The following is a 25,218-nucleotide window of genomic DNA, read 5'->3' on the forward strand; positions in this document are numbered from 1 at the left end:
CTCCGCACGCCCCACCACCGGATCGAGCCTGCCCGCCTTCGCCTCCTCCGTCAGATCCCGCCCGTACTCGTCCAACGTCGTCGACGGCTTCCGCTCGGCCGCCTGGGCACCGTCCGAGCGCGCCGGCCTGTCGGTGAGGCCTCGCAGCTGCTCCGCGTCCAGTTCCGAGTCCTGGAGCAGACGGGCGGCTCCGCTGCCGGTGCTGTCGAGGAGGGCGCCGAGGATGTGCTCGGGGCCGATGTAGGAGGCACCGGCCGCCTGCGACCGGCCGTACGCGTCGGCGAGGGTGCGCTTGGCGGCCGGGGTGAGTCCCGGTTCGGCGGACGGTTCACCTGATTCCTTCGGCAGCACCTCGGCGATCTTCGACGCGAACACCTCCGGGTCGACTCCGGCCTGGGAGAGCAGGTTTCGCGAGGGATCGACCTTGGTCGCCGCCCACAGCAGGTGCTCGGTGTCGAGGTCGGAGGTACCGTCCTCCAGTGCCCGCCGCGCCGCCAGATTGAGCAGCTCCTGTGACGGCTCGCTCAGCAGCCGCCCGATCGGCACCCGCTGCACCGCCGGAGGCGACGTCGCGGGCGACATCCCGAAGAACCGGTTCAACAGCTCACCGAACGGATCCGACGAACCGAAGGCTGAGCCGAACGACATCGACATGAGAACCAACTCCACATGCGCATTTCGGGTGGTCATGAGCTGTCGCACAGGCCTCCCGCCGGAGGACTGATCGGTGCGCAACAATTGCCGTCTCTCAGACCAAGCTATCCCCGGGCGCCGACCCCGGCAGCTTCTCGGGGCAACACTGGACCGCCTCACAACAGACGTTGTCGCGCGATCCAAAAGACGTCACGTGCCGCAGCGCGCGCACGGTGGGGCGCAGTGGCCTGACCTCTGGTGTCGCTCCGGCCTTGAAGGCGAAGCGCGAGGTCAGCGGGTGGCGGCAAGGTCTCGGCCGGTGGCCGCGAGGTCGGCGGGTGGCCGGGTCCGGCCTCAGTCGCCGTGGCGGGGCGGCGTCGGATCCAGGTAGACGCGTTTGACGGCCGGGAAGAGCGTGCGGAGGCGGGACTCCGCCTCCTCGCAGGCCGATTCGATCTCGTCGGAGGTGGAGAGGCCACGGAAATCGACCTTCGCCGCGATGAGGATCTCGCCCGGGCCCTGCACCAGGGTCGTCAACTCCAGGACGCTCTCGATGTGCCGGATGCCCGTCAGTTCTCGGCGTACGGCGTCCCGCACCGGCGCCGGCAGCGCACGGCCGATGAGGAGCTCGGTGTTCGAGCGGCCCAGGACGAAGGCGACGAGGACGAGCAGCAGACCGATGAGGATGGAGGCGGCACCGTCCCACACCCCGGATCCGGTGAGCTGACCGCCGAGCAGACCGAGCGCGGCCAGCGCCAGACCGACGAGGGCCGCCGAATCCTCCATGACGACCGCTTTGACGGCGGTGTCGGGCGTGTGCTGAAGGTAGCGCAGAAGGTGGACCCGGAAGTGCCTGGCTCTCCCGGTGGCCTGCTTGAGCCCGGTGCGCAGGGACAGGCCCTCCAGGACGAAGGCGACAGCCAGCACGATGTAGGAGATCAGGGGGTCGCCGGGTCTCTCGCCGTGCGTCAGGGCGTGAATGCCGTCGTAGACGGCGAACACGCCGCCGCCGACAAAGGTGGCGACGGAGGCGAGCAGCGCCCAGATGTAGCGCTCGGGCCCATGCCCCAGAGGGTGGTCCTCGTCGGGGGGCTTCTTGCCGCGTTTGAGGGCCACCAGCAGGAGCACTTCGGTGATGGTGTCGGCGATCGAGTGTCCGGCCTCGGACAGCATGGCGCTGGAACCGCTGATGACGCCGGCGACGGCCTTGGCGAGTGCCACACCCAGATTGGCCGCGGCCGCCACGACGACGGTGAAGGCGGATCCACCGGCTCCGGGACCGCCCAAGGAGCCCACGCGGGGATCCAGAACCGGCCCGATACCACCGGTATCCGTACCTGTCCTCCGTTCCGGTTCATCCCGTGCGCTCATATCGGCAGCGTATGCCCACCCCCTTGTTCGAACGAGGCAACATGACCCGCTACGAGAGGACGATGGTCATGAGCAGTGACCGCATCCGCGACATCTGGGGGCCTCGCACCCCGTACCCCGCGGGCACCGGGCGGGTCAGGCCTTGCGCGATCACGAACTGCTGGGCGTCATCGACGACTGCGCCGTGCGGACCACGGCTCAACTCGACTGGCTGCGCATGCGTATGAAGGCCGCGACACCGCAGACGCTGCTCGTCGCAGGCCGACCGCGCGGTCGTCGCTCTCCACGGCTTTCTTCAGCTTTCTCCTACGGCTTTCTTCTACAGCTTCGTCAAGGCTCTTCCCTTGTGCATGGCGATGTGGCCGGTCCTGTCGCTCTTGATCTCGTACTGCGGATCGTCCGGTGAGCAGTGGTGCGTATAGCCCTTGCAGTCCACGTCGTGCGTGTGCTTCTTGACGATGACGCCTTCGAGGTGTCCGGCTTCCGAATTCCACCGCACGTGATCTCCGACGTGGAACTGCGTCACCATTCCAGGCCCCTTCGATCCGCACTCTCCGTGACACTGGCTTCCTCATGGTCGCACGCGGCCGGAGTGTCGGCGATCCGCTGCCGCGCCCGGCTGTGCCTGTCACCCGGCGATAAAATGGCGAGCCGGGTGATATCTGCTCCACCGGGCGCCGCCGTCCACCGCCGACGGCCGATCGAACTGGAGGATGCCGTCATGGCCGGACACGTCACCTACCGCAGGATCTACGAAGAACCCTCAGCGCAGGACGGCAAACGGGTGCTCGTCGACCGGCTGTGGCCGCGTGGCGTGAGCAAAGAGAGAGCAGACCTGGACGAGTGGCTGAAGGACGTCGCACCCTCGACCGACCTGCGCCACTGGTACCACCACGACGTGGAACACTTCGACGAGTTCCGCCGCCGCTACATCGCCGAGTTGCACGATCCCGAGCATCAGCAGGCAGTGGAACAACTGCGCGACCTGGCCGCCCACGACAAGGTCACGCTCCTGACCGCCACCAAGGACGCGGACCACAGCGAGGCCGCTGTGCTCGCGCAGTGGCTGAACCAGGCCGAGCCGCACAGCGCCGGCTGAGGCGACACCACCCCTCGCTCCCGTGCGTCCGGTGATTCCCGCCGATGGGGTCGTTTCCGCCGAGGGGTCATTCCCACCGATGGTGCAGGAGGCGCTCCAGCAGCCGGTAGCCGCGTTGCTCCGCCGCGGCCAGTTCGGCGGGATCGATGCCCGCCGGCCACAGCTCGCCCGCGGCGGCGTCGTCGGCCTCACGCAGTTCCACCACGGCCTCGGCCAGACGCACCTGGATGTCCGGGGGCGGCGGTCCGCAGGGACCGGCCAGCGCCCGCTCCGCGTGTTCCGACGCCCGGGTGCACGCGGCCAGCGCGCTCTCCACCCGCACCGCGGCATGGTCGTCCACCACGAGCAACGCGCAGATCAGCCCCACGGCGATCCCCAGGAAGCTGGCGAGCCCGCGGTCGTGGACGAGCTCGCCGACCGGGACGGGGACGGCCATGTCGCTCAGCAGCAGGGCCAGGGGCGTCACGAAGACGACCCCCAGGCCGTAGTTGCGGACGACGGCGTACTCCAGCAGGAACTCCAGGAGCACGATCACCAGCGCGAGGGTCGTGGGATCAGGGTGCGCGGCCAGCACGCCGAGTGCGATCAGCAGTCCGACGACGGTGCCCAGCGTCCGCTGGGCGGCACGTTGGGCCGTCGTCCGGATGTTGACCGAGTGCAGCACGGCGGCCGCCGAGATCGCGGCCCAGTAGCCGTGCCCGAGGCCCAGCAGAAGGGCCAGCCCGCCGGCCACTCCCGTGCCCAGGGTCATCCGCAGCGCCGGAACGACCCTGGCCGAGATGTGGCCGGGGCCGCGGTGGCGCGGTCCCAGCATCAGTTCGGAGGCGCGCTGGACGTCGGTGCCGGCCTCTGCGGCGGCCTGCCCGGTCACGGGGAGGGCCCTGCCACGTGCCGCGGCCGCCGGCCGGGACGCGAGTTCGGGCAGCAGCGGGATGACCCGGTGGCGCCGGTCCGCGAGGAGCAGGGCCTGCTGCCGCAGGCGCTCCGGCGTCACGGGGACATCATCGGGCGACGGCCGCGCGGAGCCGATCAGCAGGGACCAGGACATGTCCGTCAGACGCGCGCAGGCCCCCTCCTGGCCGGTGCACCGCACGTCCGCGGGCGGCGTGAGGCCGAGGGAGTGGTACGCGTTGAGGACGGCCACCGTCGCTCGGTGCCGCTTCCGTCCCGTCGCCTTCCCGGCGCCGACCGCGTCCAGGAGTTCCGCGAGCGCGCGCAGCGCCGCGGCGACGGCGAGACGCTGGGGCCGGTCCGGGTGGACGAGCCGACCCACCAAGGCCAGCCCCCAGGCCACCGCCGACGCCGCGGCGGCCAGCCCGGTTCTCGGCAGGACGTCGGCGAGGGCGGTGGAGCTGTTCGCGGCCACCGCGAAGGAGAAGAGGAGCAGCACCGCGCCCAGCCCGCCCAGCCGGGCGGCGTCACAGGCGAACTTGGCCAGCCCGGCGACCAGGGCCGTCGCCAGCACCACCGCGACCGCACCGGCTCCGCCCGCCCGTGGCTGGGCCAGCGCCGCCAGGGCCGCACCGCAGCCCACGCACGCCGTCATGGCCACCCCGACCAGCGCGAGCACCCGGGCACGGCGCGGGTAGGGCAGATTCCGCCCGAACGTGGTGGTGAACGAGCCCAGCATGGCGTACACCGCCAGATCGGGCCGCCCCGCCAGGACGATCGGCAGGGCCACCAGTGCCATGGCCAGTGCCGCGCGCAGTGCGAAGAGAAAGGCCCCGTCCACCTGGTGCACGGCCAGTGCACCGCGTGGGGAGAGCACCCGGCCCACCCCGGAGAGCGGGCGCGGCCGGCCACCCCTGATCACGGCGGGAAAGCGCCTGCGCGAAAACGGCATCGTCGGTGTGTGTCCTCTGCCCTGCTTTTGGGGATCAGTGTTTTCGGGATCAATGCTCTTGCGGGACCGGCACTTTTACGGGATCGACGCACAGGATCCGATGTGAGGGATCAATGCTCCGGACGGGTGCGGGGGTCCGCGCCGGGCGGCGGGAATGCCGCTAGTGTGGTGGCGCATGAGCACCTGCTTGCCGCTCTCCGTAATTCCGCGGCTTGTTTGCGCGGTGATCGCGGGCGCGGTGATCGGCGCAGTCGTCGCCCTGCCGACCGACATCCCGATGGGCGTCCTGGCGGGCATCGCCGCGACGGAAACCTTCTTCGTGGTGTCGGGCTGGATCGTGCTGTGGCCGATGGACGCGGCCGAGACACACCGCCATGCCGGACGCGAGGACCTGCGGCCCGTGGCCGAGGAACTCGTCGTGATCGCGGCGGCCTGCTGCGGACTGCTCGGCATCGCGGTGCTACTGCTCAGCAACTCGGACCCCGTTCATGCCGCGACGGCGCTCTGCGGCGTCTTCATGGCCTGGTCGGCACTGCACCTGATGTATGCCACCCGCTACGCGTACCTCTACTACCGGTCGTCCGAGGGCGGGATCGATTTCAACTCCGACGTCCCACCCGCGTACCGGGACTTCTTCTACTTCAGCTACAACCTCGGCATGACGTACCAGGTGTCGGACACCGACATTTCACGTTCGGGGATCCGTGCCATGGCATTGCGGCACTGTCTTCTCTCCTATGTGTTCGGCACGAGCATTCTGGCGACCGCCATCAATCTCGTCGCGGGAATCCTCACGCGCTGAGCACCAGCATCGCGTGATGTTCCGCTGCGGTCAAAGAGGGCCCCTCGATCGCCTGATAAACGGCGGCTATCTCAACGGGCGAACCGGCCCCCAGAGGAGTGATAAACGGCGCCGATCAGCTCATCGAAAATCCCTCTTTGACTGTCTGCCGTGACGGGGCGGAGGCTTGCCCTCGCAGCCTGAGTGAATGTTCACGGACAATACGACGGGAAGAGGCACAGCGGACGATGAGCGGCATCGAGGACCCGAGCGACGACCTGTCCGTCACCCCGCCCAAGCGCTGGGCCGCGGGTGTACCGGCGGTGGCCCACGCGCTGGAGTACTCCCTGGAGCAGACCTCGGTGCGGCGGACCGCCCTGACACTGCTGAACATCAACCAGGTCAAGGGGATCGACTGCCCCGGCTGCGCCTGGCCGGAGCCCGGGCCGGGCCGACGGCACCGCAACGAGTACTGCGAGAACGGCGCCAAGCACATCAACGACGAGGCCACCACCCGCCGGGTCACCGCGGACTTCTTCCGCGAGCACCCGATCGCCGAGCTGGCCGGCAGGTCCGACTACTGGCTCAATCAGCAGGGCAGGCTCACCGAACCCATGGTCAAGCGTCCCGGCGCGACCCACTACGAACCGATCGGCTGGGACGAGGCACTCGATCTGCTGGCGCGGGAACTCAGGGACCTCGACTCTCCCGACCAGGCCCTCTTCTACACCTCCGGGCGGCTGAACAACGAGGCCGCCTTCCTCCTGCAGCTGTTCGCCCGTGCCTTCGGCACCAACAACCTGCCGGACTGCTCCAACATGTGCCACGAGTCCAGTGGATTCGCGCTGCAGGAGACGCTGGGCATCGGCAAGGGCAGCGTCTCGCTGGACGACATCCACCACGCGGACCTGATCTTCGTCGTGGGGCAGAACCCCGGCACCAACCATCCGCGCATGCTCTCCGCCCTGGAGCAGACCAAGCGCAACGGCGGCCGGATCGTGGCGGTGAACCCGCTGCCGGAAGCCGGCCTGATCCGTTTCAAGAACCCGCAGAAGCCCAGCGGGGTGATCGGCCGCGGCACGCAGATCGCCGACCAGTTCCTGCACATCCGGCCCGGCGGCGACCTCGCCCTGTTCCAGGCGCTCAACCGCCTGCTGCTGGAGGCCGAGGACGCGGCGCCCGGCACCGTGCTCGACCAGGACTTCATCGACGACCGCACCACCGGTTTCGCCGACTTCGCCGCGCACGCGCGGGCGGTCTCCTGGGACGACGTCCTCACCGCGACCGGGCTCACCCGCGAGGAGATCGAGCAGGTCCACCAGCGGGTCCTGAACAGCGGGAAGGTCATCGTGTGCTGGGCGATGGGGCTGACCCAGCACAAGCACGGCGTTCCCACCATCCGGGAAGTCGTCAACTTCCTGCTGCTGCGCGGCAACATCGGCCGGCCCGGCGCGGGTGTGTGCCCGGTGCGCGGCCACAGCAACGTCCAGGGCGACCGGACCATGGGCGTGTGGGAGCAGATGCCCCAGTCCTTCCTGGACGCCCTCGGCCGCGAGTTCGCCTTCACCGCGCCCACCCGGCACGGCCTGGACTCGGTGAACGCCATCCGGGCCATGCGCGACGGCCGCGCCCGGGTGTTCCTCGGCGTCGCCGGCAACTTCGTCCGCGCGACACCCGACAGCCTGGTCACCGAGGAGGCGATGCGACGGTGCCGGCTCACCGCCCACATCTCCACCAAGCTCAACCGCTCGCACACGGTCTGCGGTGATATTGCCCTCATCCTCCCGACGCTGGGCCGCAGCGACCGGGACGTCCAGGCCACCGGTGAGCAGTTCGTCACCGTCGAGGACTCGATGAGCCAGGTCCACGCCTCCCGCGGACGCCTGAGGCCGGCCTCCCCGCACCTGCTCAGCGAGGTCGCGATCATCAGCCGCCTGGCCCGCAGCACCCTGGGGGACGAGCCGGCCATCCCCTGGGAGGAGTTCGAGTCCGACTACGGCACCATCCGGGACCGGATCGCCCGTGTCGTGCCGGGCTTCGAGGACTTCAACGCCTGCGTCGCCGAGCCGGGAGGCTTCAACCTGCCCAACCCCGTCAACCGCGGGGTCTTCCGCACACCGAGCGGCAAGGCGGTCTTCACCCGCAACGAGTTCACCATGCCGCACGTGCCCGCGGGGCATCTGCTGCTGCAGACCCTGCGCTCCCACGACCAGTGGAACACCGTTCCGTACGCCATGAACGACCGCTACCGCGGTATCCACAACGCCCGCCGCGTCGTCCTCGTCAACCCGGACGACCTCACCGCCCTCGGCCTCGCCGATCGGGACCAGGTCGACCTGGTGAGCGTCTGGCACGACGGGACCGAGCGCCGCGCGGAGGACTTCACCGCCGTCGCCTACCCGGCATCCCGGGGCTCCGCCGCGTCCTACTACCCCGAGACCAACGTCCTGGTACCGCTGGACAGCGTCGCCGACATCAGCAACACGCCCACCTCGAAGGCCGTCGTGGTACGCCTGGAGCCCACCGCCGCGCGCGGCGCGGACAAGCAGGCGCAACCGGACCAGCTGGGCCAGGAGAGCGTGACCGCCGGAAGCGGGCGGGGATCATGGGCCGAGTGACCGCGCGGCGCAGGGTGCTGCGCATACGGGACGGTGTGCCCTCGTACCGGCCGGACAACCTGGCCGCCGAGGAACCCCTGGAGATCCGGGTCGGCGGACGGCCGCTCACCGTGACCATGCGCACCCCGGGCGACGACTTCGACCTGGCCGCCGGGTTCCTGATGAGCGAGGGCGTCGTGCACGCCGCCGAGGACGTCACCGCGATCCGCTACTGCGCCGGCGCCACGGCGGACGGCGGCAACACCTACAACGTGGTGGACGTCGCCCTGGCCCCCGGCGTGCCGGCACCGGACGCCTCGCTGGAGCGGAACTTCTACACCACGTCCTCGTGCGGGCTGTGCGGAAAGGCGAGCCTGGACGCGGTGCGCACCTCGGCGGCATGGTCGGTGGCCGAGGACGCGCTGCGCGTGACACCGGAGCTGCTGTCGTTCCTGCCCGACCGGCTGCGGGCGGCACAGCGGGTGTTCGACAGCACCGGGGGCCTGCACGCCGCGGGCCTGTTCACGGCCGACGGCGAACTGCTGTGCCTGCGCGAGGACGTGGGCCGGCACAACGCCGTGGACAAGGTGGTGGGACAGGCCCTGCGGTCCGGGCTGCTGCCGCTGCGCGAAACGGTGCTGATGGTGAGCGGCCGGGCCTCGTTCGAACTGGTGCAGAAGGCCGTCATGGCGGGTGTCCCGATGCTCGCGGCCGTCTCCGCCCCGTCCTCGCTGGCCGTGGACCTGGCCGCGGAGAGCGGGCTGACCCTGGTCGGTTTCCTGCGCGGGACCTCGATGAACGTCTACACGGGAGCCGAGCGCCTGCGACACGACCTCGTCGGCCGACCGAAGGAAGAACGACCGGGGGAAGAAGCACGGGGGGAAGAAGGACACAGGGAAGGGGACGGGAGTGCGGTCAGTCAGAGGCCCACGCTTCCGACAGGCGGTCCAGCGCGGCGGTGATGTCGGCGCGGCGGGCGATGCCGGTCAGGGCCCGGGCCATGACCGAACCCGGCTCCCGGGCGGTGGTCACGAGGCCGACCTGCACCGTCCGGGCGGGCTCCACCAGGGGTACCGCCCGCATGCCGGGCGGCACTCCGAAGACATGCAGCCAGGCGTGCGGCACGACGCTCGCCCACTGCCCGGTCCTGACGTGGGCGAACAAGGTGGCCACCGAGTCGGTCTCCACTCGGGGCGAAGGCCGCACGCCGGCCTCGGCGAACAGCTCGTCCAGCACCCTGCGGCCCTGCATGGTCCCCGTCAGCAGGCACAACGGCAGCAGCGACGCCTCCGCCCACGTCGCCGTCGTCCGATGGCCCATACCGTCGGCGGCGGTGGTCAGCAGCACATACCGCTCCTGGTACAGCGGCGTCGTCCGGAAACCCTCCGGCAGATCCTTGTGGAGGTAGGTGATACCGGCGTCGAACTCGAAGTTCTGCACCTGCCGGAGAATGTCCTCGTGTTGGAGGTCCGCCATGACCTCCACACCGACCAGCGGATGCGCCACGCAGAACGGGCTGGTCAGCAGCGAGACCGCACCGGTCGCGGTCGGAATCACGCCGATGCGCAGGGTGCCGCTCAGCCCGGTGCGCAGGGCGCCCACCTCGTCCTTGAGGGCGTCACGGTCGGCCAGGATCCGCTGTGCCCACACCACGATGCGCTCGCCCTCGGGCGTGAGGCCCTCGTACTTCCGGCCGCGCCGGACCAATGGAACGTCCAGTTCCTCCTCCAGCTTCCGGATGGCCTCCGACAGCGCCGGCTGTGAGACGTAGCAGGCTTGCGCCGCACGCGCGAAGTGGCGTTCCCGGGACAGGGACACGAGGTACTCGAGTTGACGAAACAGCACGCCAAGGGTCTACCCGACGACGCACCGGAATGCCAGTCGCCGACGGGCCCGCGTTCACCGCGCTCGACCAAGTCGTCTGTGCGAGGCTGAGGATATGACCAGGATTCCGAAAAACACCACGGATACCAACGGCACCACGCTCTATTACGGAAATCCGGACACCCGTCACACGCTTCAGGTGTTCCTCGAATTGCGCGACCGGGCGAGCCATCGCATGGCCGACAGCCTGCTCGGCGTCTTCCGCCAGGTCGCCGACGAGGGAAAGTACGTCGTGAAATTCCATTTCGCCGCACTGCTCGACGACACGGTCGGCGGTGCCGGCTCGCAGCGGGGTCTGAGCGCGCTCGGCGCGGCCTCCGACGTCGGGCAGCGGCAATTCATCGACTATCTCGGTGTGCTTTTCGCTCATCAGCCGTTCCCGCCCGGCGAGGACAAGTTCGCCGACCCGTCCGTGCTGCTGTCGCTGGCCGGCGAAGTCGCAGGGCTGAGATCCCCGGAATTCGACCGCGACGTCACGGGCGACACCTACATGGAGTGGGCCGGAGAAACAGTCGGGAACTTCCCGTCCTTCGGCGTGGTGGGGACTCCGGTCGTCTGGCGCGACGGCGAAGTGATTCCCGTGGTGAAGAACGTCGACGACGGCCCGGCGATCAGCCCCGAGGAGTTCCTGGCCCAGCTTCGGACGCGGTGACACGGCCACACTAGGGGGCCCGTACACCGGCTGTGTACGGGCCCCCGGGGCGGTGTTCCTACGACGGAGGAACTACTCCCGGGCGGTCCTTCGGCGCCGCATCCACCACAGGAGGGCTCCACCGGCCACGGCGAGTGCCGCGGCGATGCCGCTGATCAGGCCGATCGGGGCGTCGTTGCCGGTGTGGGCGAGGTCCCCGCCGGGCTCGCCGGGTGCCGGGGCCGGGGAGACGGGCGCACTGGCCGTGGGTGCCGGACTGGGGGTGCTGCCGCCGCCCTGGCTGTGGGTCGGGGAGGGGGTCGGCCCGGTCGTCTGCGTCGGGGTGGGCGTCGGCTGCCCGCCGCCGCTGCCGGTGTCGTCGGCGGCGGTGTTGCCGCCGAGGAGCAGCTGTCCCTTCGCGTCGGTGTCGTCGGTGAGGGTCCGCACGCCGGTCTGCGTCTGCCGCGGCAGATAGCGGTGCTCGACGGTGAAGCGGGCCTTGCTGACGTTCTGCTTGGGCTGCTTGCTCATGTCGACGCCGCCCACGATGTAGATCTGCGTGGTGCCGTTGGCGGGGACGTCGTACTGGAACTCGCCGTGCGTGTAGATGTAGCGGTACTTCTGGAACAGGGCCTCGCGGGTCCAGTTCTGGTTGGGGGCGCGCAGCGGCCAGCGGGAGACGTCACCACTGTTGATGATCTTGTGGTAGTCGGTGGGCGCCTTGGCGTCCTGCTGGCGGATGTACTCCGCCGCGACACGGGCGGTGTAGACGCGCCGCAGATCCGCGTACTGGGGAGCGGTGTTGATGGTCTTCTCTACCGCGGGCACGATCATGCGGTCGATGACGCGCTGGGCCGCCCTGGTCTCCGCCTCGTTCGGGGTGCAGATCGGTTCGCCGGGGCCCGGGGTGCGCGTGGTCTGTGCCGTCGACTTCAGGCGCAGCGGGGTGTCCAGGATGTAGATGCCGCCGTCCTGCTCGCGGACCTGCGCGGTCTTCGGCTCGATCCAGTTGCGCAGGCCGGGCATGCACGGGCGGCCGTTCTGCTTGGGCAGGGCCGCCCAGTACCGCTTGCCCAGGTCGGTCTTGGGGTCCATGGCCTTGTAGAAGTCGTGCTTCATCCGGAGGTCGGCCTCCAGCAGCACACGTCCGGCGTCGGTCTTGCCGAACCTGGCGTCCATGATGCGGTCGGGCTCGTCCGGGTTGAGGTTGACCCAGAACTTGTCGGGGGTCAGGGCGAGCCAGGTGAAGAACGCGTCGGAGATGAGCTGGGCCTTCGCCTTGCCGCCCCAGCCGGACCGCTCGCTGGGGTCCTCCTTCGCGTCGAACGCGAAGTCGACGCCCTTGCCCTTGACCGGCTTGCCGATGTACTTCAGGTCCAGCGTGGAGAAGTCCACGCCACCGGGGCCGCGGGGAAGGCCGCCCGGGTTGGCCATCCGCGTGCGCTCCAGCTGTCGCGCCATGTCCGCCGGAGTGGGCCGGGACTGGCGGATCAGGTCGGTGGCGCCGCCCCGGCTGGTACCTGACTGGCCGGGTGGCTGCAACAGGTTGCTCGTGGCGCGCTGACCGCCCTTCGGGGCGAGTTCCACGCGGTCGGAGCGGTAGTTGTACTCGGTGACCCGGTTTCCGCCGGCGGTCTGCCTCAGTTCCCTCAGGAAGTTCTTCGCGTCGCTCTTCTGCTCCTCGGCGAAGACGTACTTCATCCGGGAGTCCTTCCAGGCGGGGTCCTTGGCCCAGGCCCGGTCCTTGGGTATCTGCTCCCGCTCGGGGGAGCCGTTGGACTTGATCTCCAGGATCTGCTTCGTGCTCTTGTTGTAGGCGTCGAGCTTGCGCCGGTAGGTCTTGCCGGTGTCGGGGTCCTTGAACTCGACCTCCTTCTGGCAGATCCAGTCCGGTCCGACCAGGCCGTGATCCTTGATCACCTTGCGCTCGAAGGCGTAACCGCGGGGGTAGTTGCCGGAGTTGGTGATGTACTTGGCGTCACGCCAGTCGGTGAAGTCCGCCCACGCGGTGGGGTTCTTCTTCCTGGCCTGGAGCCAGGACCACCAGATCCGGTCGACGGGCTTGGACTTCGGAGGCTGCTTCGCCAGCTTGTCCAGCCGGTCGATGTCCTCCTGGGACGGGCCCTGGAGGCCGTCCCACTGCTTGGCCGGGTTGACGTACTCGTAGGTGTCCCACTGGGACTTGGCGCGGGAGGCGTCGAACTCCGGCAGGCCGACGGTCGGACTCGTGGTGCTGGGCAGGCCGTACATCTCGTCGCAGCGCTTGCCCGGGTCCAGCGGCTTGGGCGCCGGAGCGGCCTGCGCGGACGTCAGCCCGGTCAGGCCGGTGACGGCCATGACCGATACGCACATCAGAGTCAGCGAAGAGCGGCCCAGAGCGCGCAGTCGCCCTGTTCTGGTCGATAATGTCACGATGCGTGTGTCCCCCTGGGGGCCCAGCAGAGCAGAGCTCTGTGGCGTCAGGGGCCCCCGTGCAGTGTGTGGCGCCGCAGAGCAACCCCAACCTTAGAAGTTCCTGTGTGCGGAAATCGCCGACACGTTCGACGCGTACACGGTCAACTCGGTTCTTTCGCAGGACTTTTACAAGAGCGGCCGCCCGGCGGGCGCTACGGTCGGTTGCCATGACCGAAGAGGAGTACGAGAACCTGCGGGAGCTGGACCGGCTGCGGGCGGACAATCCGCAGCTGAACGACTGGCTGGAGTCGATGCGGAAGAGGTTCCCGGCCTGGAACGAACGGCACGGTGGAGGCTGGGACTTCGGCCTGGCGTCCATCGGGCGCCTCCAGGAACTGGTGCGGGACGTCTACGACGGCAGCTGTGCGCGGGCGGACGCCGACAAGGACAGCGACTTTCTGCAGGTCGCCTCCTGGTATCTGGGGGAGGTCCACAACCGGCACTACGGGTCGGTGTGGCAGTGGCACCCGGACTCGCTCACGGTCGACCCGCCCGTCCGCCCGTTCGTCATCCAGCCGTTCGAGCGGTTGGAGGAGTTCCCCGACGAGGACGGCATCGAGGAGGACGGCCGTCCCGTGTACACACCGGTGGAACGGCTGTGCGGATTCATGCTCCCGGACCAGGGGGACCTGGTCGAGGACACGTTGATCCACGTACCGCCCTCGGACCGCTCCTGAGCCCGGGGAACCGCCGTCGCGAAGAGCCTGCCCGGAAAGTGAACGTGGGTGGCGAGGACAGACCCGGAGTCAGGGATTCGGTCGTTCGCGCTGGGCCCGGACGGACGCCGACGCTCCTCCACCGGTCAGGCCGCCGAGCCAGAGTCGCAGCAGGACCAGTGAGACGGCCGCGGCGAGAACGGTGAACGCCGTCATGGCCGGTTCGAGCGGGCCGGCGTGGGCACCGATCGTCCGGACCACGACGAGCGGGAGCACGACCAGGAACAGCAAGGGCAACAGCGTCACCCGCGTCGAGCGGCGCCGCGGCAGCCGGGCGGGGACGGGGGCCGGGCCGGAGCCGGCCGGCACCGGAGGGCCGGTCAGAGGCGGGGCGAGCGACGCGCCGACCCACCACAGGAGCGTCAGCAGCGCTGTCAGGGCCGCCCGGCCCACCGCCCTGTCGCGCAGGACTGCGCATTCCGGGACCGGGAAGAGCAGTTCCAGTGTGGTGACGGCGCAACTCACCAGTGCCGCCGTGCCGGTTGTCCGGCACCACCAGGTCGCGCGCCTCAACTGCACGGCACGGCTGCTGCGTTCCGTGGATCCCCCCGGGATGTCGGCACATTCGACCGGATCATACGGCCCTTCTCGCCCGTGGCATCGCCGAATGACGCGTGCGCCCCGCGCCCCGTCGGGCGCCCGGTCAGGCCGCTTTCCGGGTGGCGCGGTAGAGGGCCTCGGAGGTGGTGATCAGCTCGCGCTGTTCCTGCTCGGAGCCCACCATCGGCTGGGAGCCGTTGAGCGGCACCTGGGCGCTCTCGGGCAGGAACTTCACGGTCAGCAGGCCGATGGCGCCGGCCAGCATCAGGTAGTAGGCGGGCATCAGGTCGTCACCGGTGCCGTTGACCAGGGCCGCGGTGACCAGCGGGGTGGTGCCGCCGAACGCGGCGACGGCGAAGTTGAAGCCGATGCCCATCGCGGCGTAGCGGACGGCGGTCGGGAAGAGCGCGGGCAGGGTCGCGGCGCTGGGCGCGGCGAAGCAGGCCAGCAGCGTGGACAGGATCAGCACGCCGAAGACGGGCGGCCAGGTGCCGTGCATCCTGATCAGCAGGAAGGCGGGGACGGAGAGGACGATCATCGCGGCGGCCGCCACGGCATAGACGGGACGGCGGCCCACGTGGTCGCTGAGCCGGCCGATGAAGGTGATCAGCAGCACGATCCAGACCATGCCCAGCAGCACCAGGAGGTCCGCGGAGCCGCTGGAGCGGTGGAGGGTCTCCGTCTGGTAGGTGGGCAGATAGCCGGTCACCATGTAGTTGGTGACGTTGTAGAGCAGCACGATGCCCATGCAGACGAGCAGGGCCTCCCAGTGGTTCTTGACGATGGTCCTGAACTCGCTGCCCGCCGACTTCTGGGCGAGGCCCTTCTCGTGCTCGTCCAGCTGCTGCTGGAAGGCGGGCGACTCCTCCAGCTTCAGCCGCATGTACAGGCCGATGGCACCCAGGGGCCCGGCGATCAGGAACGGGACGCGCCAGCCCCAGGCGATCATCTGGTCGTCGGTCAGGGCGAAGTTCAGCAGGGTGACCAGGGCGGAGCCCAGCGCGTAACCGACGAAGGTGCCGAAGTCCAGCCAGCTGGAGAGGAAGCCGCGGCGCCGGTCGGGGGAGTACTCGGCCACGAAGGTGGTCGCGCCGCCGTACTCGCCGCCGGTGGAGAAGCCCTGGACCATACGGGCCAGCAGCAGGAGCACCGGCGCGGCGATGCCGATGGTCGAGTAACCGGGGATCACACCGATGGCGAACGTGCCGATCGCCATCATGATCATGGTGGTGGCGAGGACCTTCTGCCGGCCCAGGCGGTCGCCGAGGGGCCCGAACACCAGACCGCCCAGCGGCCGCACCACGAACGCCGCGGCGAAGGTCGCGAAGGAGGAGATCACCTGGGCGCCCGGTGAGGCGCCGGGGAAGAAGACCTTGCCGATGGTGGCGGCGAGGTAGCTGTAGACGCCGAAGTCGAACCACTCCATGCAGTTTCCGAGGGCGGAGGCCCCGACCGCGCGCCTGAGCAGCGGCGGCTCCACGATCCGGACGTCCTCCTCGCGCAGGGCGCGCCTGCTCCGGCGCAGCTTGCGGGTCAGCTCCTCACGGACCTGATGGGGCAGGTGCGCGACGGTGTTCCGCGGCCCTTCCGCGCCGGACGGGCCGCCCTGACCCTCTGGGGTCACATCCACACCGTGCCGCCTTGCCTGTTCGTCCTCCGACCCCGACGGTGGTCCTCGCCCGCTCAGCGGCGGGCGAGGCGCCGCTCGCCGCCGGCACCGGGGTTGTAGGCCAGTTCGTAGTGGCCGAAGACGGAGGGTTCCTCCGTGGCGGGCAGGACGCCGTCGGTGTCGATCGACGGTGCCTGCTTCACCACCTTCTTGGTGTAGGCGACCTTCACATAGCCCGGGCCGACGGTCGCGCCGATGAGCGGGACGAACGCCAGGCGCCGCCGGGTCGGCACGCCCACCGTGACCGTCGCGAAGAAGGGCTCGTCGGTCGTGGTGTCGACGTAGACGGACTCCAGTGTGCCGATCTTGCCGCCGTCCGCATCGACGACGTCGTGTCCGCGCCATTCACGGATGTCGCCGGCCTCGAACATCACTGACCTCCAGGGGGAAGGTGCTCCGGGGCTCCTGGATCACGGGAATCTCGGATTCCGGGGTGGACTCCTTCTCTTGTTCCCCGGATGCCCGACTTCATCGTGGTCCGGCCGCGGGGTGCGTCCGGACGGGTCACAAGGCCGCGTCCCGGTGGGTGGGGCGCCCGGCCAGGACGGTGAGCAGCACGGGCAGCCCGGCCAGGTCGGTGTCGGCGACGGTGAGGGGGTTGTCGGCGAGGACGGTGAGGTCGGCGCGGTGGCCGACGGCGAGCCGGCCGGCCTCGTGCTCCTCGCCGGCCGCCCACGCCGGGTTGACGGTGACGGCCTGGAGCGCCCGCAGCGGGGTGAGGGCCTGCTCGGCGCCGTGCGGGGGCCGGGTGAGGTCTCGGCTCGGACGCCGGTGGCGGCCGCCGGCCATGACGGCGAGCGGCGGATAGGGGGCGATCGGCCAGTCGGAGCCCAGGACGACCCGTGCGCCGGCCTCCCACAGGTCCCGGCAGCGCCATGCGCGCGAGGCCCGCTCCTCGCCCAGGCGGCGCGACCAGTTGTCGGTGTGGTCGGCGCGGGTGAACTCGCAGCAGTGCGTGGGCTGCATGGACGCGACGACCCCGAGCCGCGCGAAGCGGTGCACGGTGTCGTCCGGGACGGTCTCGATGTGCTCCACGCGGTGCCGCACCCCGGTGTCGCCGTGGGCGAGGGCCTTCTCGACGGAGTCGAGGACATGACGGACCGCCGCGTCGCCGATGGCGTGGGTGGCGGTGGGCACCCCGGCGCGGTGCAGCTCGTCCACCACCCGGGTGTACTCGTGCGGGTCGGGCCAGAAGGCGTGCGTGGACTCCCCGTGGCAGTCGGGGCGCTCCAGCCAGGCCGTGCCGTTGTCGATGGTGCCGTCCATGAACATCTTCACGCCGGCGACCCGCCACAGGCGGCCTCCGGTGCCCTGGAGCCGGATCAGCCCGTCCACCGCGTCCGCGTCGGCGCCCGGCTGGCACCAGGGGGCGATGCGGAAGCGCAGCGGGAGATCGCCGGAGGCCTCCAGCGCCTCGTACACGGCCAGGCTGTCGCCGTTGGCGTCCATGGCATGGCCACCGGTGAGGCCCGCGGCGGCCATGCCGCGCAGCACGGCGGCGGTGCGCTCGCGCAGCTCGGCGGCGGTCGGCCTGGGCGCCACCGCGTCCACGAGCCCGCACGCGGCGTCCTCCAGGAGCAGGCCGGTGGGCCGGCCGTCGGCGTCGCAGACGATCTCGGCGGCCTGCTCGAAGCGGCGGGGTCCGTCGATGCCGGCCAGCTCCAGGGCGCGGGCGCTGGCCAGCATGGAGTGCGCGTCGAACAGGTCGATGGCGGCCGGGATGCCGTTGAGGACGGGTTCCAGTGCGGCGGCGCCGACGGGCGCGTCGCCGAAGACGTTGGGGTCCAGTCCCCAGCCGCGCAGCCACGCACCCGGCGCCAGGCGGGAGGCCTCGCGGGCGAGGGCTTCGCGGACGGCCGTCAGGTCGGCGCAGGCGGACAGGTCGACGCCCGTGGTGCGCTCGGCGCCGGAGACCGGGTGCAGGTGCCCGTCGACGAAGCCCGGGGTGACCACGGCGCCCTTGAGGTCGATCACGGTGGTGGCCTGCCCGGCCAGCGCGCGGGTCTCGCGGTCGTCGCCGAGGTGGGTGATCCGGCCGCCGTCCGCCGCGAGCGCGGAGTGCGGGAGCAGCTCGCCCGTGACGGGATCGAGCAGCCGGGCGGAGAGCAGGACGAGGTCGGCGGGCACGTGGGGCTCCTTCGCGCTGGGCGGGTGGGTGCGGGGCTGGGGTGTGCGTGTGTGCGGGGATACGGCGGTACGGCTCCGCCGCCGGGTGCGGACCGGCCGGAGGGCGTGCGGGGTCGGCCCGCGTCATGCCGACCGGTGGTGGGCGCGGGCGCGGGTGTGTGCTGTGGTGGCTGTGCGCCGGTGGATCTACGGTGCGGCGCCGCTGCCGTATGACGTACGGCGTCGCGCGTCAGTGGGCCCGGTGCGTCCCGGGCGCCGACATGAGGGTGAGGAGGCTGCCCTTCTGCAGGTCCAGTTCGCGTTCCGCGGTGGTGACGGCCATGTTCGCCACCGTGGGGGAGCGGTCGCCGCGGTCCGTGTTGGCGTGGGCGCCGAGGCCGTCGAGGACGACGAGGATCTGGACGGCGGTCTCCATGGGGTCGTCGGTGTGGAAGACGCCGGCCTCGGTTCCCTCGCGGATCAGCCCGCTCAGCCGGTTCCGCCACAGCGCCTCCTGCCGGGCGACCCGGTCCGCCAGGGTGGGCCGGTAGCGGCTCAGGTGGCGGGCGTTGAGCCACAGGCGGCTCACCCCGTCGTAGCTCTCCCCGACGGTCAGGGAGAAGAAGCGTGCCAGGCGCTCGACCGGGCCGTCCGTGGGCCGTCCGGCCGGGATCAGCTCGTCCAGCTCGGCCGTCGCCGCGACCCCGAAGGCCTCCGCGACCAGGTCCTCCGTGACCGGGAAGTAGTGACCGATCAGGCCGGGCCGCACCGCGAGTTCGTCCGCGACCCGGCGGACCGTGATGCACTCCAGCCCCTCGGTCAGGGCGATCGCCGCCGCGGCGGAGACGATCTCGGTCCGGCGCTCCTCGGGGGTTTTGCGCACTCGTTTCGACTGAACGCTTGACGCCATGCCCCGCACGCTATTGGATGTGCGACCAATAATCAATTGGACGCGTGACCAATAGACGAGGTTTCCGTCAGGGCCCGTCGGTGCGGAGGACTCCATGACAGCCACGATTCCCGATTCCGGTGCGCAGTCGCCCGGGTCCGCCCGGACCGCCGACCGGGTCGGCCGGGTGGAGGCGCACGGCATCGACGTCATCCCCGACGACGAGCGCCACGGCCGGCCCAGGGAGCTGTTCGGGGTGTGGGCCGCGCCGAACGTGAGCTACCTGAGCCTGGTCGTCGGCGGCACGCTGATCCTGATGGGCCTGAGCCTGTGGCAGGCGCTGGCCGTCACCGTGGCCGGCAACCTGTTCTGGGCGTTCGTCGGGCTGATCGCGGTCAGCGGCCCGGCCTCGGGCACCCCCAGCGAGGTGATCACCCGGGCCATGTACGGCATCCGCGGCAACCGGGTGAGCATCGCCGTCACCGGCTGGTTCGCCTCCGTCTGTTACCTCGCCCTCAGCTGGGCCGCCGGCTCACTGGCCGCGTTCTCGCTGGTCGAGGAGGCCGGGGTGCACCCGAACACCGCCGTCAAGGTCGTGATCATCGTCGGGATCGCCGCGGCGACCCTGGCCATCAGCGTCTACGGCCACGCCACCATCCTCCGGCTGTACCTGCCGTTCACCGTGCTGCTCACCCTCGTGTTCCTGGTCCTGGCCGGCTATGTGTCCGGGCACGTGGACTGGGGCTACCACCCCCAGCAGCCTTTGCACGGTGGTGCGTTGACCGCCGCGCTGGCCGCTGCGCTCGCGCTCGTCGCCTCGGCGCCGCTGTCGTACAGCAACAGCGCGGACTTCGCGCGCTACCTGCCGCGTGACACCAGCCCCAGGGCCATCGCCGGCTGGACCGCGCTCGGCGCGTTCGTGCCCAGCGTGCTGTTCACCGCGCTCGGCTCGCTCGCCGGGACGGCGCTCGACATGTCCGATCCGCAGGGCGCCCTGGAGGGCGTCGTCCCCGGCTGGTTCAGGCCGGCCCTCCTGCTCGCGATCGTGCTGTCCGCCGTCGCCAACAACGCCATGACCGCCTACAGTTCCGGTCTGTCCCTGCAGGCCGTGGGGCTGCGGATCCGCCGCTCACGCAGCGTCGCCCTGGACGGCGCCCTCGGAGTCGCGCTCACGCTCTACGCCCTGCTGGTGTCGAACTTCCTCGACACCGTCAGCAGCATGCTCCAGCTGATGGTCGTCCTGATGGGCCCCAACATGGCGATCTACGTCACCGACGTGCTGTGGCGGCGCAACCGCTACGACGGACACGAACTGAGCGACGAGAGCCGCGGCGGCCCCTTCTGGTACGCCGGAGGCGTCAACCCGGCCGGAGCCACCGCCCTGGTGACGGGCGCCGCCGCGGCCGCCCTCTGCGTCGACACCCCGCTCTACGTCGGCCCCGTCGCCCGCGCCCTGGACGGCACCGACCTCTCGCTGCCCGTCGGAGTGGTCCTCGCCGCCGCGATCTACCTCCTGCTCATGCGCGGCCGCCGGGCCACCGCCGCCCGCGCCTGATCCACCGGGCGCGCGGCCCGTCCGGAAACGGGCGAGCGGCCCGGAGCCTGCCTTGGGGTGCAGGCTCCGGGCCGCTCGCTGGGAAGGTGCCGGCGGTCCCAGGGGGTGTCTCGTCGATCAGGGCCGAGACACCCCCTGGGGGAGAGGGGAGGCGGTCCCGGGGGAGCGGGCCGCTGGTCAGCAGGGACCGAGGTCCTGCCAGACACCCCACTCACCGGTGGTGCCGGGCTCCTCGCCCTGCGTCCACCACTTGGCCTTCCAGGTGTGGCTCTTGTAGGAGACCGTCTGACCGCCGGTGTAGACCTTGGTCTTGTCCCAGGGGGCCGCGGTGCACTGGTTGCCGCTGCCGCCGGTGACGGTCAGGGCGTACGTCGCCGAGTGGCTGCCGGAGGCGTTGGAGCCGGTGACGGTGACGGTGTACGTGCCGTTGAGGGCCGCCGAGGTCGTGGAGAGGGTCAGCGTGGAGGAGCCGCCCGCGGTGACGGAGGTGGGGCTGAGGGAGGCGGTGACGCCCGCCGGAGCTCCGCTGACGCTGAGGTTCACCGTCTGGGCGCTGCCCTGGGTCACGGCCGTCTTCACCGTGGCGGTGGTGGACTGACCGGCCGTCACCGAGCCGGAGGCCGGGCTGAGCGCCACCGAGAAGTCGTTGGACGGGGTGGTGCTGCCGCCGGTGAAGGGCTCGAAGATGTGGGAGAAGTCCCAGGTGTTCTGCTGGATGCCGGAGCAGTTGTCCGCGGCCGAACCGCCCGGGCAGCTTCCGTTGTCCCGCTGCAGCGCCCAGAAGGACAGGGTGTTGATGCCCTTGGAGACCGCCCAGTCGTAGACGGTGTGGGCGTTGGCCAGGCTGAAGGTCTCGGCCGGCCCGAAGTCGTCGACGCCGGGCATCTCGATGATGCCCACCATGTTCCACAGCTGCGCGGGCGTCTTGCTCGGGTAGAGCGAGGCGAGCGTGTTGTACAGCCCCTGGGCGGCGGTCTGGGTGTCCTTCGCCATGTCGTGGGGCTGGTTGTCGTAGTAGTCGAACGTCATGATGTTCACGACGTCGACCCGGGTGCCGTTGCTCACCGCGTTGCGCAGCAGCGCCTTGCTGTTGTCCGCGAGGCCGCTGGTGGTGGTCGGCAGGGTGTAGGAGATCTCGAGCTTGCGGCCGTTGGCCGCCGCCCAGTCCTCGACCATCTTGATGGCCTTGTTGCGGCGGTCGATCCCGGCGGACTTGTCCAGCGAGTCGACCTCGATGTCCATGTCGAGCCGCGAGATGTCGTAGGTGGTGACGACCTTCTCGTACGCGGCGGCGATCTGCGAGACGTCGGTGCAGCTGTCGGCGATCTCGGTGCCGGTGGTGTCGGCCGTGTAGCCGCCGAACGACGGGATGACGTCGCCGCCGTTGGCCTGGATGGTCTTGATGTCGCTGCCGAAGGTCGAGGCGGCGATCGGCATGCTCGTGTCGCCGTTCCAGTAGGGCGTACACGAGCCCGCGGAGGCCGTCTGAAGGAACGCCATCGTCAGGTGCTTGGCACCGGACTGGGCGGAGAGGGCGGCGGGGCTGTCGCCGGTCCAGGCCTCGAAGTAGGGAGCGAAGACATGGCTCGGCAGCGGTGTCGCCGCCTGAGCCGTGCCGGTGCCCGTCAGCGCGAGGCCCACCGAGGCCGCGGCCGTGGCGGCCGCGGTCAGGGCCACGCGGAAGGAACGCATGAGTCTCATGTCAGTCCCGGTGTGAGGAGGGGGGTTTCGCCAATTCCCTTACGGAGGGGAGTGGTTGGTGCCTATGGGATATCGCCCGCTCACCGGGTGGGTCAATGGTCTGGACCAAAAAGGGACTAGACCAATTTCCCGGCCTCGTGCCTCCTCCGCCTGAACAGAGCCCGCGGGGCCGGACTGGACCACCTGCGTCAAGAAATGGTCCGGTGCCGGCCGCGCCGCAGGCTCAGCGCTGCCGCAGGTGGTCCGCGCCCAGCGCCCGCAGCCGCTCGTGGACGCCGTCGTAGGCGCGGGCGGTGCCGAGGACGCGCTTGGGCAGCTTCGCGACCATCGTGTACTGGGTGTCGCAGACGTTCGCCGCCGGGGCCAGCCCGGCTTGACTGACCAACTGGTAGGCGTCCAGCCGGTCCAGCCCGAGCAGCTCCGCCGTCCACTGCACCAGGTCGTGCTGGCTGATCCGGAAGGCGTCCTCGAGCGGCCGGGCGTGACCGGTGCTCAGCAGGAAGTCGTCGTTCTCCAACCGCGGTACGGCGGGCGCGCCGCCCTTGACGAGGTCGACGGCCACCACCGTGTGCATGGCGGTCTCCACCGCCGTCCCGCACACCTCGCCCTCGCCCTGCCGGGCGTGGCCGTCGCCGATCGCGAGCATCGCGCCCTCCACGTTCACCCCGAAGTAGACGGTGGTTCCGGCGCGCAGCTCGGGTGTGTCCATGTTGCCGCCGTGGACGCCGGGGGAGATGGACGTCAGCCGCTCGCCCGCGGCGGGGGCGACGCCGACCGTGCCGTGCATCGGGTCCAGCGGCAGGTCCACGGCGAAGTCGCCGCGGGTCGCCTCGAACCGGCAGGTGCCGGCCTTGGCGTCGATGGCGTAGACCCAGACCCGCTCCTCCAGCGCGGGATGCAGCATGGCCGTGGTGTGGGTGGCCGTCAACGCGCCGAAGTGCGGGAAGGTGCTGGACACGCCCCAGTCGCGGGCCGGTGAGATGTCCACGAAGTGCACTGCCAGCGCGTCCCCGGGTTCGGCTCCGGCGACGGCGATGGGCCCGGTGACCGGGTTCAGGTACGGGAACGTGCACACCCGGCTGGGCAGATCGTCCGCCCCGCGCACCCGGCCGCCGAAGCAGTCCTCGGTGGTCAGCTCCACGATGCTGCCGGGCTCCACGGTCACCACGGGCGACCCGCCGCCGAACGAGTAGGCGTACCGCTCCGGGTCGTCGGGGACGCTGATCACCTGGGCGGGCGTGTTCATAGGGATGGTTCCTCCTGTGGAAGCGGGAAATGTCGAACGCCGAATACGGCGCCGATCCGGGCGCGCGGGCTATCCGTTGCGGGGCGGCGCCGCCACCGGCTCGTCCGCGCTCTGCACGGCCGACAGCTCCGGGCGCCGGCCGGTCAGCAGCAGCCCGGCCAGCACCACGACGCCGATGCCCAGCCAGACGAAGCCCAGCCGCTGTGCGGCGATGTCGGCGTTCACCACCACGTACGCCAGGATGGCGAAGCCGATGGCGGGGGCGATCAGATGCCGCCAGTAGTCGCGGCTGCGCCGGCGGATCAGATAGTGCACGACCACGGACACGTGCAGCACCAGGAAGGTGGTCAGGGCACCGAAGTTGACCAGACTGCTGAGCAACGTCACACCGTCGTCGCGGGAGTTCATGTAGAGGCCGAGGCCCAGGGACACAACCGCCGTGAGCAGGGTCGCGTTGACCGGCACCCGGTGGCGGGGATGAACCCTGGCGAGGAACGAGGGCAGTTGCCGGTCCCGGGCCATCGCGTACAGCAGCCGGGAGGTGGCGGCCTGGGCCACCAGCGAGTTGGCGAAGCCCCAGGCCACGGCGGTGGCCGCCGCGGTCAGGGTGGCCAGCCACTCGCCGGAGGCCACACGGGCCGCGTCGTAGAAGGCGGTGCCGTCCGGGTCGCCCTGGCTGATGAGCTTGCCGGGATCGGGCACCAGCAGGGAGGCGAGCCATGTCTGGACCACGAACAGCGTGCCCGCCAACAGCAGCGCCGCCACCATCGACCGGCCGATGGCACGCGCCGAGTCCTTGTTCTCCTCGGCCAGCGTCGAGATGCCGTCGAAGCCCAGGAAGCTGAGCACCGCGATGGAGACCGCGCCGAAGACCAGCGACCAGGAGAAGGTGTCGCCGTTGTAGACGGCGGTGAAGTCGAAACCGCGGCCCTTGCCCTGGGCCAGCGCCACCACGCCCACCACCACGAACACGGCCAGCACCAGCAGTTCGGCGAGCAGCATCACCTTGTTGACCCGCGCGGTCATCTGGATCCCGGTGTAGTTGACCGCCGTGTTGAGCACCACGAAGCCCACCAGCCACAGCCACACGGGGACCGACGGCACCAGCGAGTTCATGGCGATACCGGCGATCAGATACAGCAGCCCGGGCACCAGGACATAGTCGAGCAGGATCATCCAGCCGGCCAGGAACCCGACCGGGGCGGCGATCCCGCGCCCGGCGTAGGCGTAGACCGAGCCGGACATCGGGAACGCCCGCGCCATCTGCGCGTAACTCAGGGCCGTGAACATCATCGCCACCATGCCGACCGCGTAGGTCAGCGCGACCATGCCGCCCGAGCCCTCGAAGACGCTGCCGAAGATCCCGAAGGGCGCGATCGGCACCATGAAGACCAGCCCGTAGACCAGAAGGTCCCGGAAACTCAGCGAGCGGTGGAGTTCCTGGCGGTAGCCGTAGCTCTGGAGTGAGCCGGGAGCCGGTTGTTCGGTCATCGCGTTCTCCTC

21 protein-coding genes are annotated in these 25,218 nt (G+C 70.4%); 7 read left to right on the top strand and 14 right to left on the bottom strand.

The genetic code is table 11. The annotated features are described in order from the left end of the window. The 3 genes from IE318_RS25520 to IE318_RS25530 all read right to left on the bottom strand — a co-directional run. A partial coding sequence (locus IE318_RS25520; protein WP_189904012.1) for a Clp protease N-terminal domain-containing protein occupies nt 1–654 on the bottom strand: 654 nt, incomplete at its 3' end. Between the two features lie 333 nt (nt 655–987). Beyond that, entirely contained in the window at nt 988–2,004 is a 1,017-nt protein-coding gene (locus IE318_RS25525; protein ID WP_189904014.1) for a cation diffusion facilitator family transporter, read from the bottom strand. A gap of 319 nt (nt 2,005–2,323) precedes the next feature. After that, nucleotides 2,324–2,533: a hypervirulence associated TUDOR domain-containing protein gene (locus tag IE318_RS25530; protein WP_189904017.1), complete on the bottom strand. Its 210-nt coding sequence runs from the start codon at nt 2,531–2,533 to the stop codon at nt 2,324–2,326. Between the two features lie 192 nt (nt 2,534–2,725). Here IE318_RS25530 and IE318_RS25535 point away from each other — a divergent pair, with 192 nt between their 5' ends. After that, nucleotides 2,726–3,103 carry a DUF488 domain-containing protein gene (locus tag IE318_RS25535; protein WP_189904019.1) on the top strand — a complete coding sequence of 126 codons (378 nt, stop codon included), beginning with the start codon at nt 2,726–2,728 and terminating at the stop codon, nt 3,101–3,103. A gap of 67 nt (nt 3,104–3,170) precedes the next feature. On the opposite strand, the gene IE318_RS25540 is transcribed toward IE318_RS25535, so the two are convergent. Continuing rightward, nucleotides 3,171–4,946 (bottom strand): FUSC family protein, encoded by a 1,776-nt coding sequence (locus IE318_RS25540; protein ID WP_189904020.1) that lies wholly within the window; start codon nt 4,944–4,946, stop codon nt 3,171–3,173. 175 nt (nt 4,947–5,121) lie between these two features. Here IE318_RS25540 and IE318_RS25545 point away from each other — a divergent pair, with 175 nt between their 5' ends. The 3 genes from IE318_RS25545 to fdhD all read left to right on the top strand — a co-directional run bounded on the left by IE318_RS25545 (nt 5,122) and on the right by fdhD (nt 9,286). Then, nucleotides 5,122–5,748: a DUF1345 domain-containing protein gene (locus IE318_RS25545; RefSeq protein WP_030176553.1), complete on the top strand. Its 627-nt coding sequence runs from the start codon at nt 5,122–5,124 to the stop codon at nt 5,746–5,748. A 227-nt stretch (nt 5,749–5,975) separates the two neighbouring features. Continuing rightward, the gene (locus IE318_RS25550) at nt 5,976–8,345 is read left to right on the top strand and encodes an FdhF/YdeP family oxidoreductase (protein ID WP_189904023.1); all 2,370 of its coding nucleotides are present in this window, start codon (nt 5,976–5,978) and stop codon (nt 8,343–8,345) included. Then, complete coding sequence (gene fdhD, locus IE318_RS25555) at nt 8,333–9,286, top strand: formate dehydrogenase accessory sulfurtransferase FdhD (RefSeq protein WP_189904025.1); 954 nt, start codon at nt 8,333–8,335, stop codon at nt 9,284–9,286. Before IE318_RS25550 ends, fdhD begins: the two co-directional genes overlap by 13 nt. Here fdhD and IE318_RS25560 read toward each other — a convergent pair. Beyond that, nucleotides 9,240–10,169 carry a LysR family transcriptional regulator gene (locus tag IE318_RS25560; protein WP_189904027.1) on the bottom strand — a complete coding sequence of 310 codons (930 nt, stop codon included), beginning with the start codon at nt 10,167–10,169 and terminating at the stop codon, nt 9,240–9,242. The two genes, fdhD and IE318_RS25560, sit on opposite strands and share 47 nt — an antisense overlap. A 94-nt stretch (nt 10,170–10,263) precedes the next feature. On the opposite strand from IE318_RS25560, the gene IE318_RS25565 reads away from it, so the two are divergent. Further along, nucleotides 10,264–10,860: a thioredoxin domain-containing protein gene (locus IE318_RS25565; RefSeq protein ID WP_189904029.1), complete on the top strand. Its 597-nt coding sequence runs from the start codon at nt 10,264–10,266 to the stop codon at nt 10,858–10,860. Nucleotides 10,861–10,932: 72 nt separating this feature from the next. Here IE318_RS25565 and IE318_RS25570 read toward each other — a convergent pair whose 3' ends face one another. Further along, complete coding sequence (locus tag IE318_RS25570) at nt 10,933–13,191, bottom strand: hypothetical protein (protein WP_189904031.1); 2,259 nt, start codon at nt 13,189–13,191, stop codon at nt 10,933–10,935. A 269-nt stretch (nt 13,192–13,460) separates the two neighbouring features. On the opposite strand from IE318_RS25570, the gene IE318_RS25575 reads away from it, so the two are divergent. After that, nucleotides 13,461–13,970, top strand: a complete 510-nt coding sequence (locus IE318_RS25575; RefSeq protein WP_189904033.1) for a hypothetical protein — start codon at nt 13,461–13,463, stop codon at nt 13,968–13,970. Nucleotides 13,971–14,039: 69 nt separating this feature from the next. Here the strand turns inward: IE318_RS25575 and IE318_RS25580 are convergent, their stop codons facing one another. The 5 genes from IE318_RS25580 to IE318_RS25600 all read right to left on the bottom strand — a co-directional run bounded on the left by IE318_RS25580 (nt 14,040) and on the right by IE318_RS25600 (nt 19,234). Then, the gene (locus tag IE318_RS25580) at nt 14,040–14,528 is read right to left on the bottom strand and encodes a hypothetical protein (RefSeq protein ID WP_189904035.1); all 489 of its coding nucleotides are present in this window, start codon (nt 14,526–14,528) and stop codon (nt 14,040–14,042) included. 124 nt (nt 14,529–14,652) lie between these two features. Further along, the gene (locus tag IE318_RS25585; RefSeq protein ID WP_189904037.1) at nt 14,653–16,179 is read right to left on the bottom strand and encodes an MFS transporter; all 1,527 of its coding nucleotides are present in this window, start codon (nt 16,177–16,179) and stop codon (nt 14,653–14,655) included. Between the two features lie 53 nt (nt 16,180–16,232). Then, on the bottom strand, nt 16,233–16,589 hold the full coding sequence (locus IE318_RS25590) for a PRC-barrel domain-containing protein (RefSeq protein ID WP_030176577.1): 357 nt from the start codon (nt 16,587–16,589) through the stop codon (nt 16,233–16,235). 133 nt (nt 16,590–16,722) lie between these two features. Then, nucleotides 16,723–18,345 carry an amidohydrolase gene (locus IE318_RS25595; RefSeq protein ID WP_189904039.1) on the bottom strand — a complete coding sequence of 541 codons (1,623 nt, stop codon included), beginning with the start codon at nt 18,343–18,345 and terminating at the stop codon, nt 16,723–16,725. 229 nt (nt 18,346–18,574) lie between these two features. Then, nucleotides 18,575–19,234, bottom strand: coding sequence for a TetR/AcrR family transcriptional regulator (locus IE318_RS25600; protein WP_189904042.1), 660 nt, complete (start codon nt 19,232–19,234; stop codon nt 18,575–18,577). Between the two features lie 94 nt (nt 19,235–19,328). Between IE318_RS25600 and IE318_RS25605 the strand changes: the two genes are divergently transcribed. After that, a complete protein-coding gene (locus tag IE318_RS25605; protein ID WP_189904044.1) occupies nt 19,329–20,768 on the top strand; it encodes a purine-cytosine permease family protein in 1,440 nt (479 codons plus the stop codon). A 177-nt stretch (nt 20,769–20,945) separates the two neighbouring features. Here IE318_RS25605 and IE318_RS25610 read toward each other — a convergent pair whose 3' ends face one another. The 3 genes from IE318_RS25610 to IE318_RS25620 all read right to left on the bottom strand — a co-directional run bounded on the left by IE318_RS25610 (nt 20,946) and on the right by IE318_RS25620 (nt 25,206). Further along, nucleotides 20,946–22,469 carry a chitinase gene (locus IE318_RS25610; protein WP_189904046.1) on the bottom strand — a complete coding sequence of 508 codons (1,524 nt, stop codon included), beginning with the start codon at nt 22,467–22,469 and terminating at the stop codon, nt 20,946–20,948. 223 nt (nt 22,470–22,692) lie between these two features. Then, nucleotides 22,693–23,715 (bottom strand): acetamidase/formamidase family protein, encoded by a 1,023-nt coding sequence (locus tag IE318_RS25615; protein WP_189904049.1) that lies wholly within the window; start codon nt 23,713–23,715, stop codon nt 22,693–22,695. A gap of 69 nt (nt 23,716–23,784) precedes the next feature. Further along, nucleotides 23,785–25,206, bottom strand: a complete 1,422-nt coding sequence (locus IE318_RS25620; RefSeq protein ID WP_189904051.1) for an APC family permease — start codon at nt 25,204–25,206, stop codon at nt 23,785–23,787. Nucleotides 25,207–25,218 lie beyond the last annotated feature (12 nt).

The sequence above is a fragment of the Streptomyces spiralis genome (assembly GCF_014654675.1).
In the GTDB taxonomy this organism is placed as follows: Bacteria; Actinomycetota; Actinomycetes; order Streptomycetales; family Streptomycetaceae; genus Streptomyces; species Streptomyces spiralis.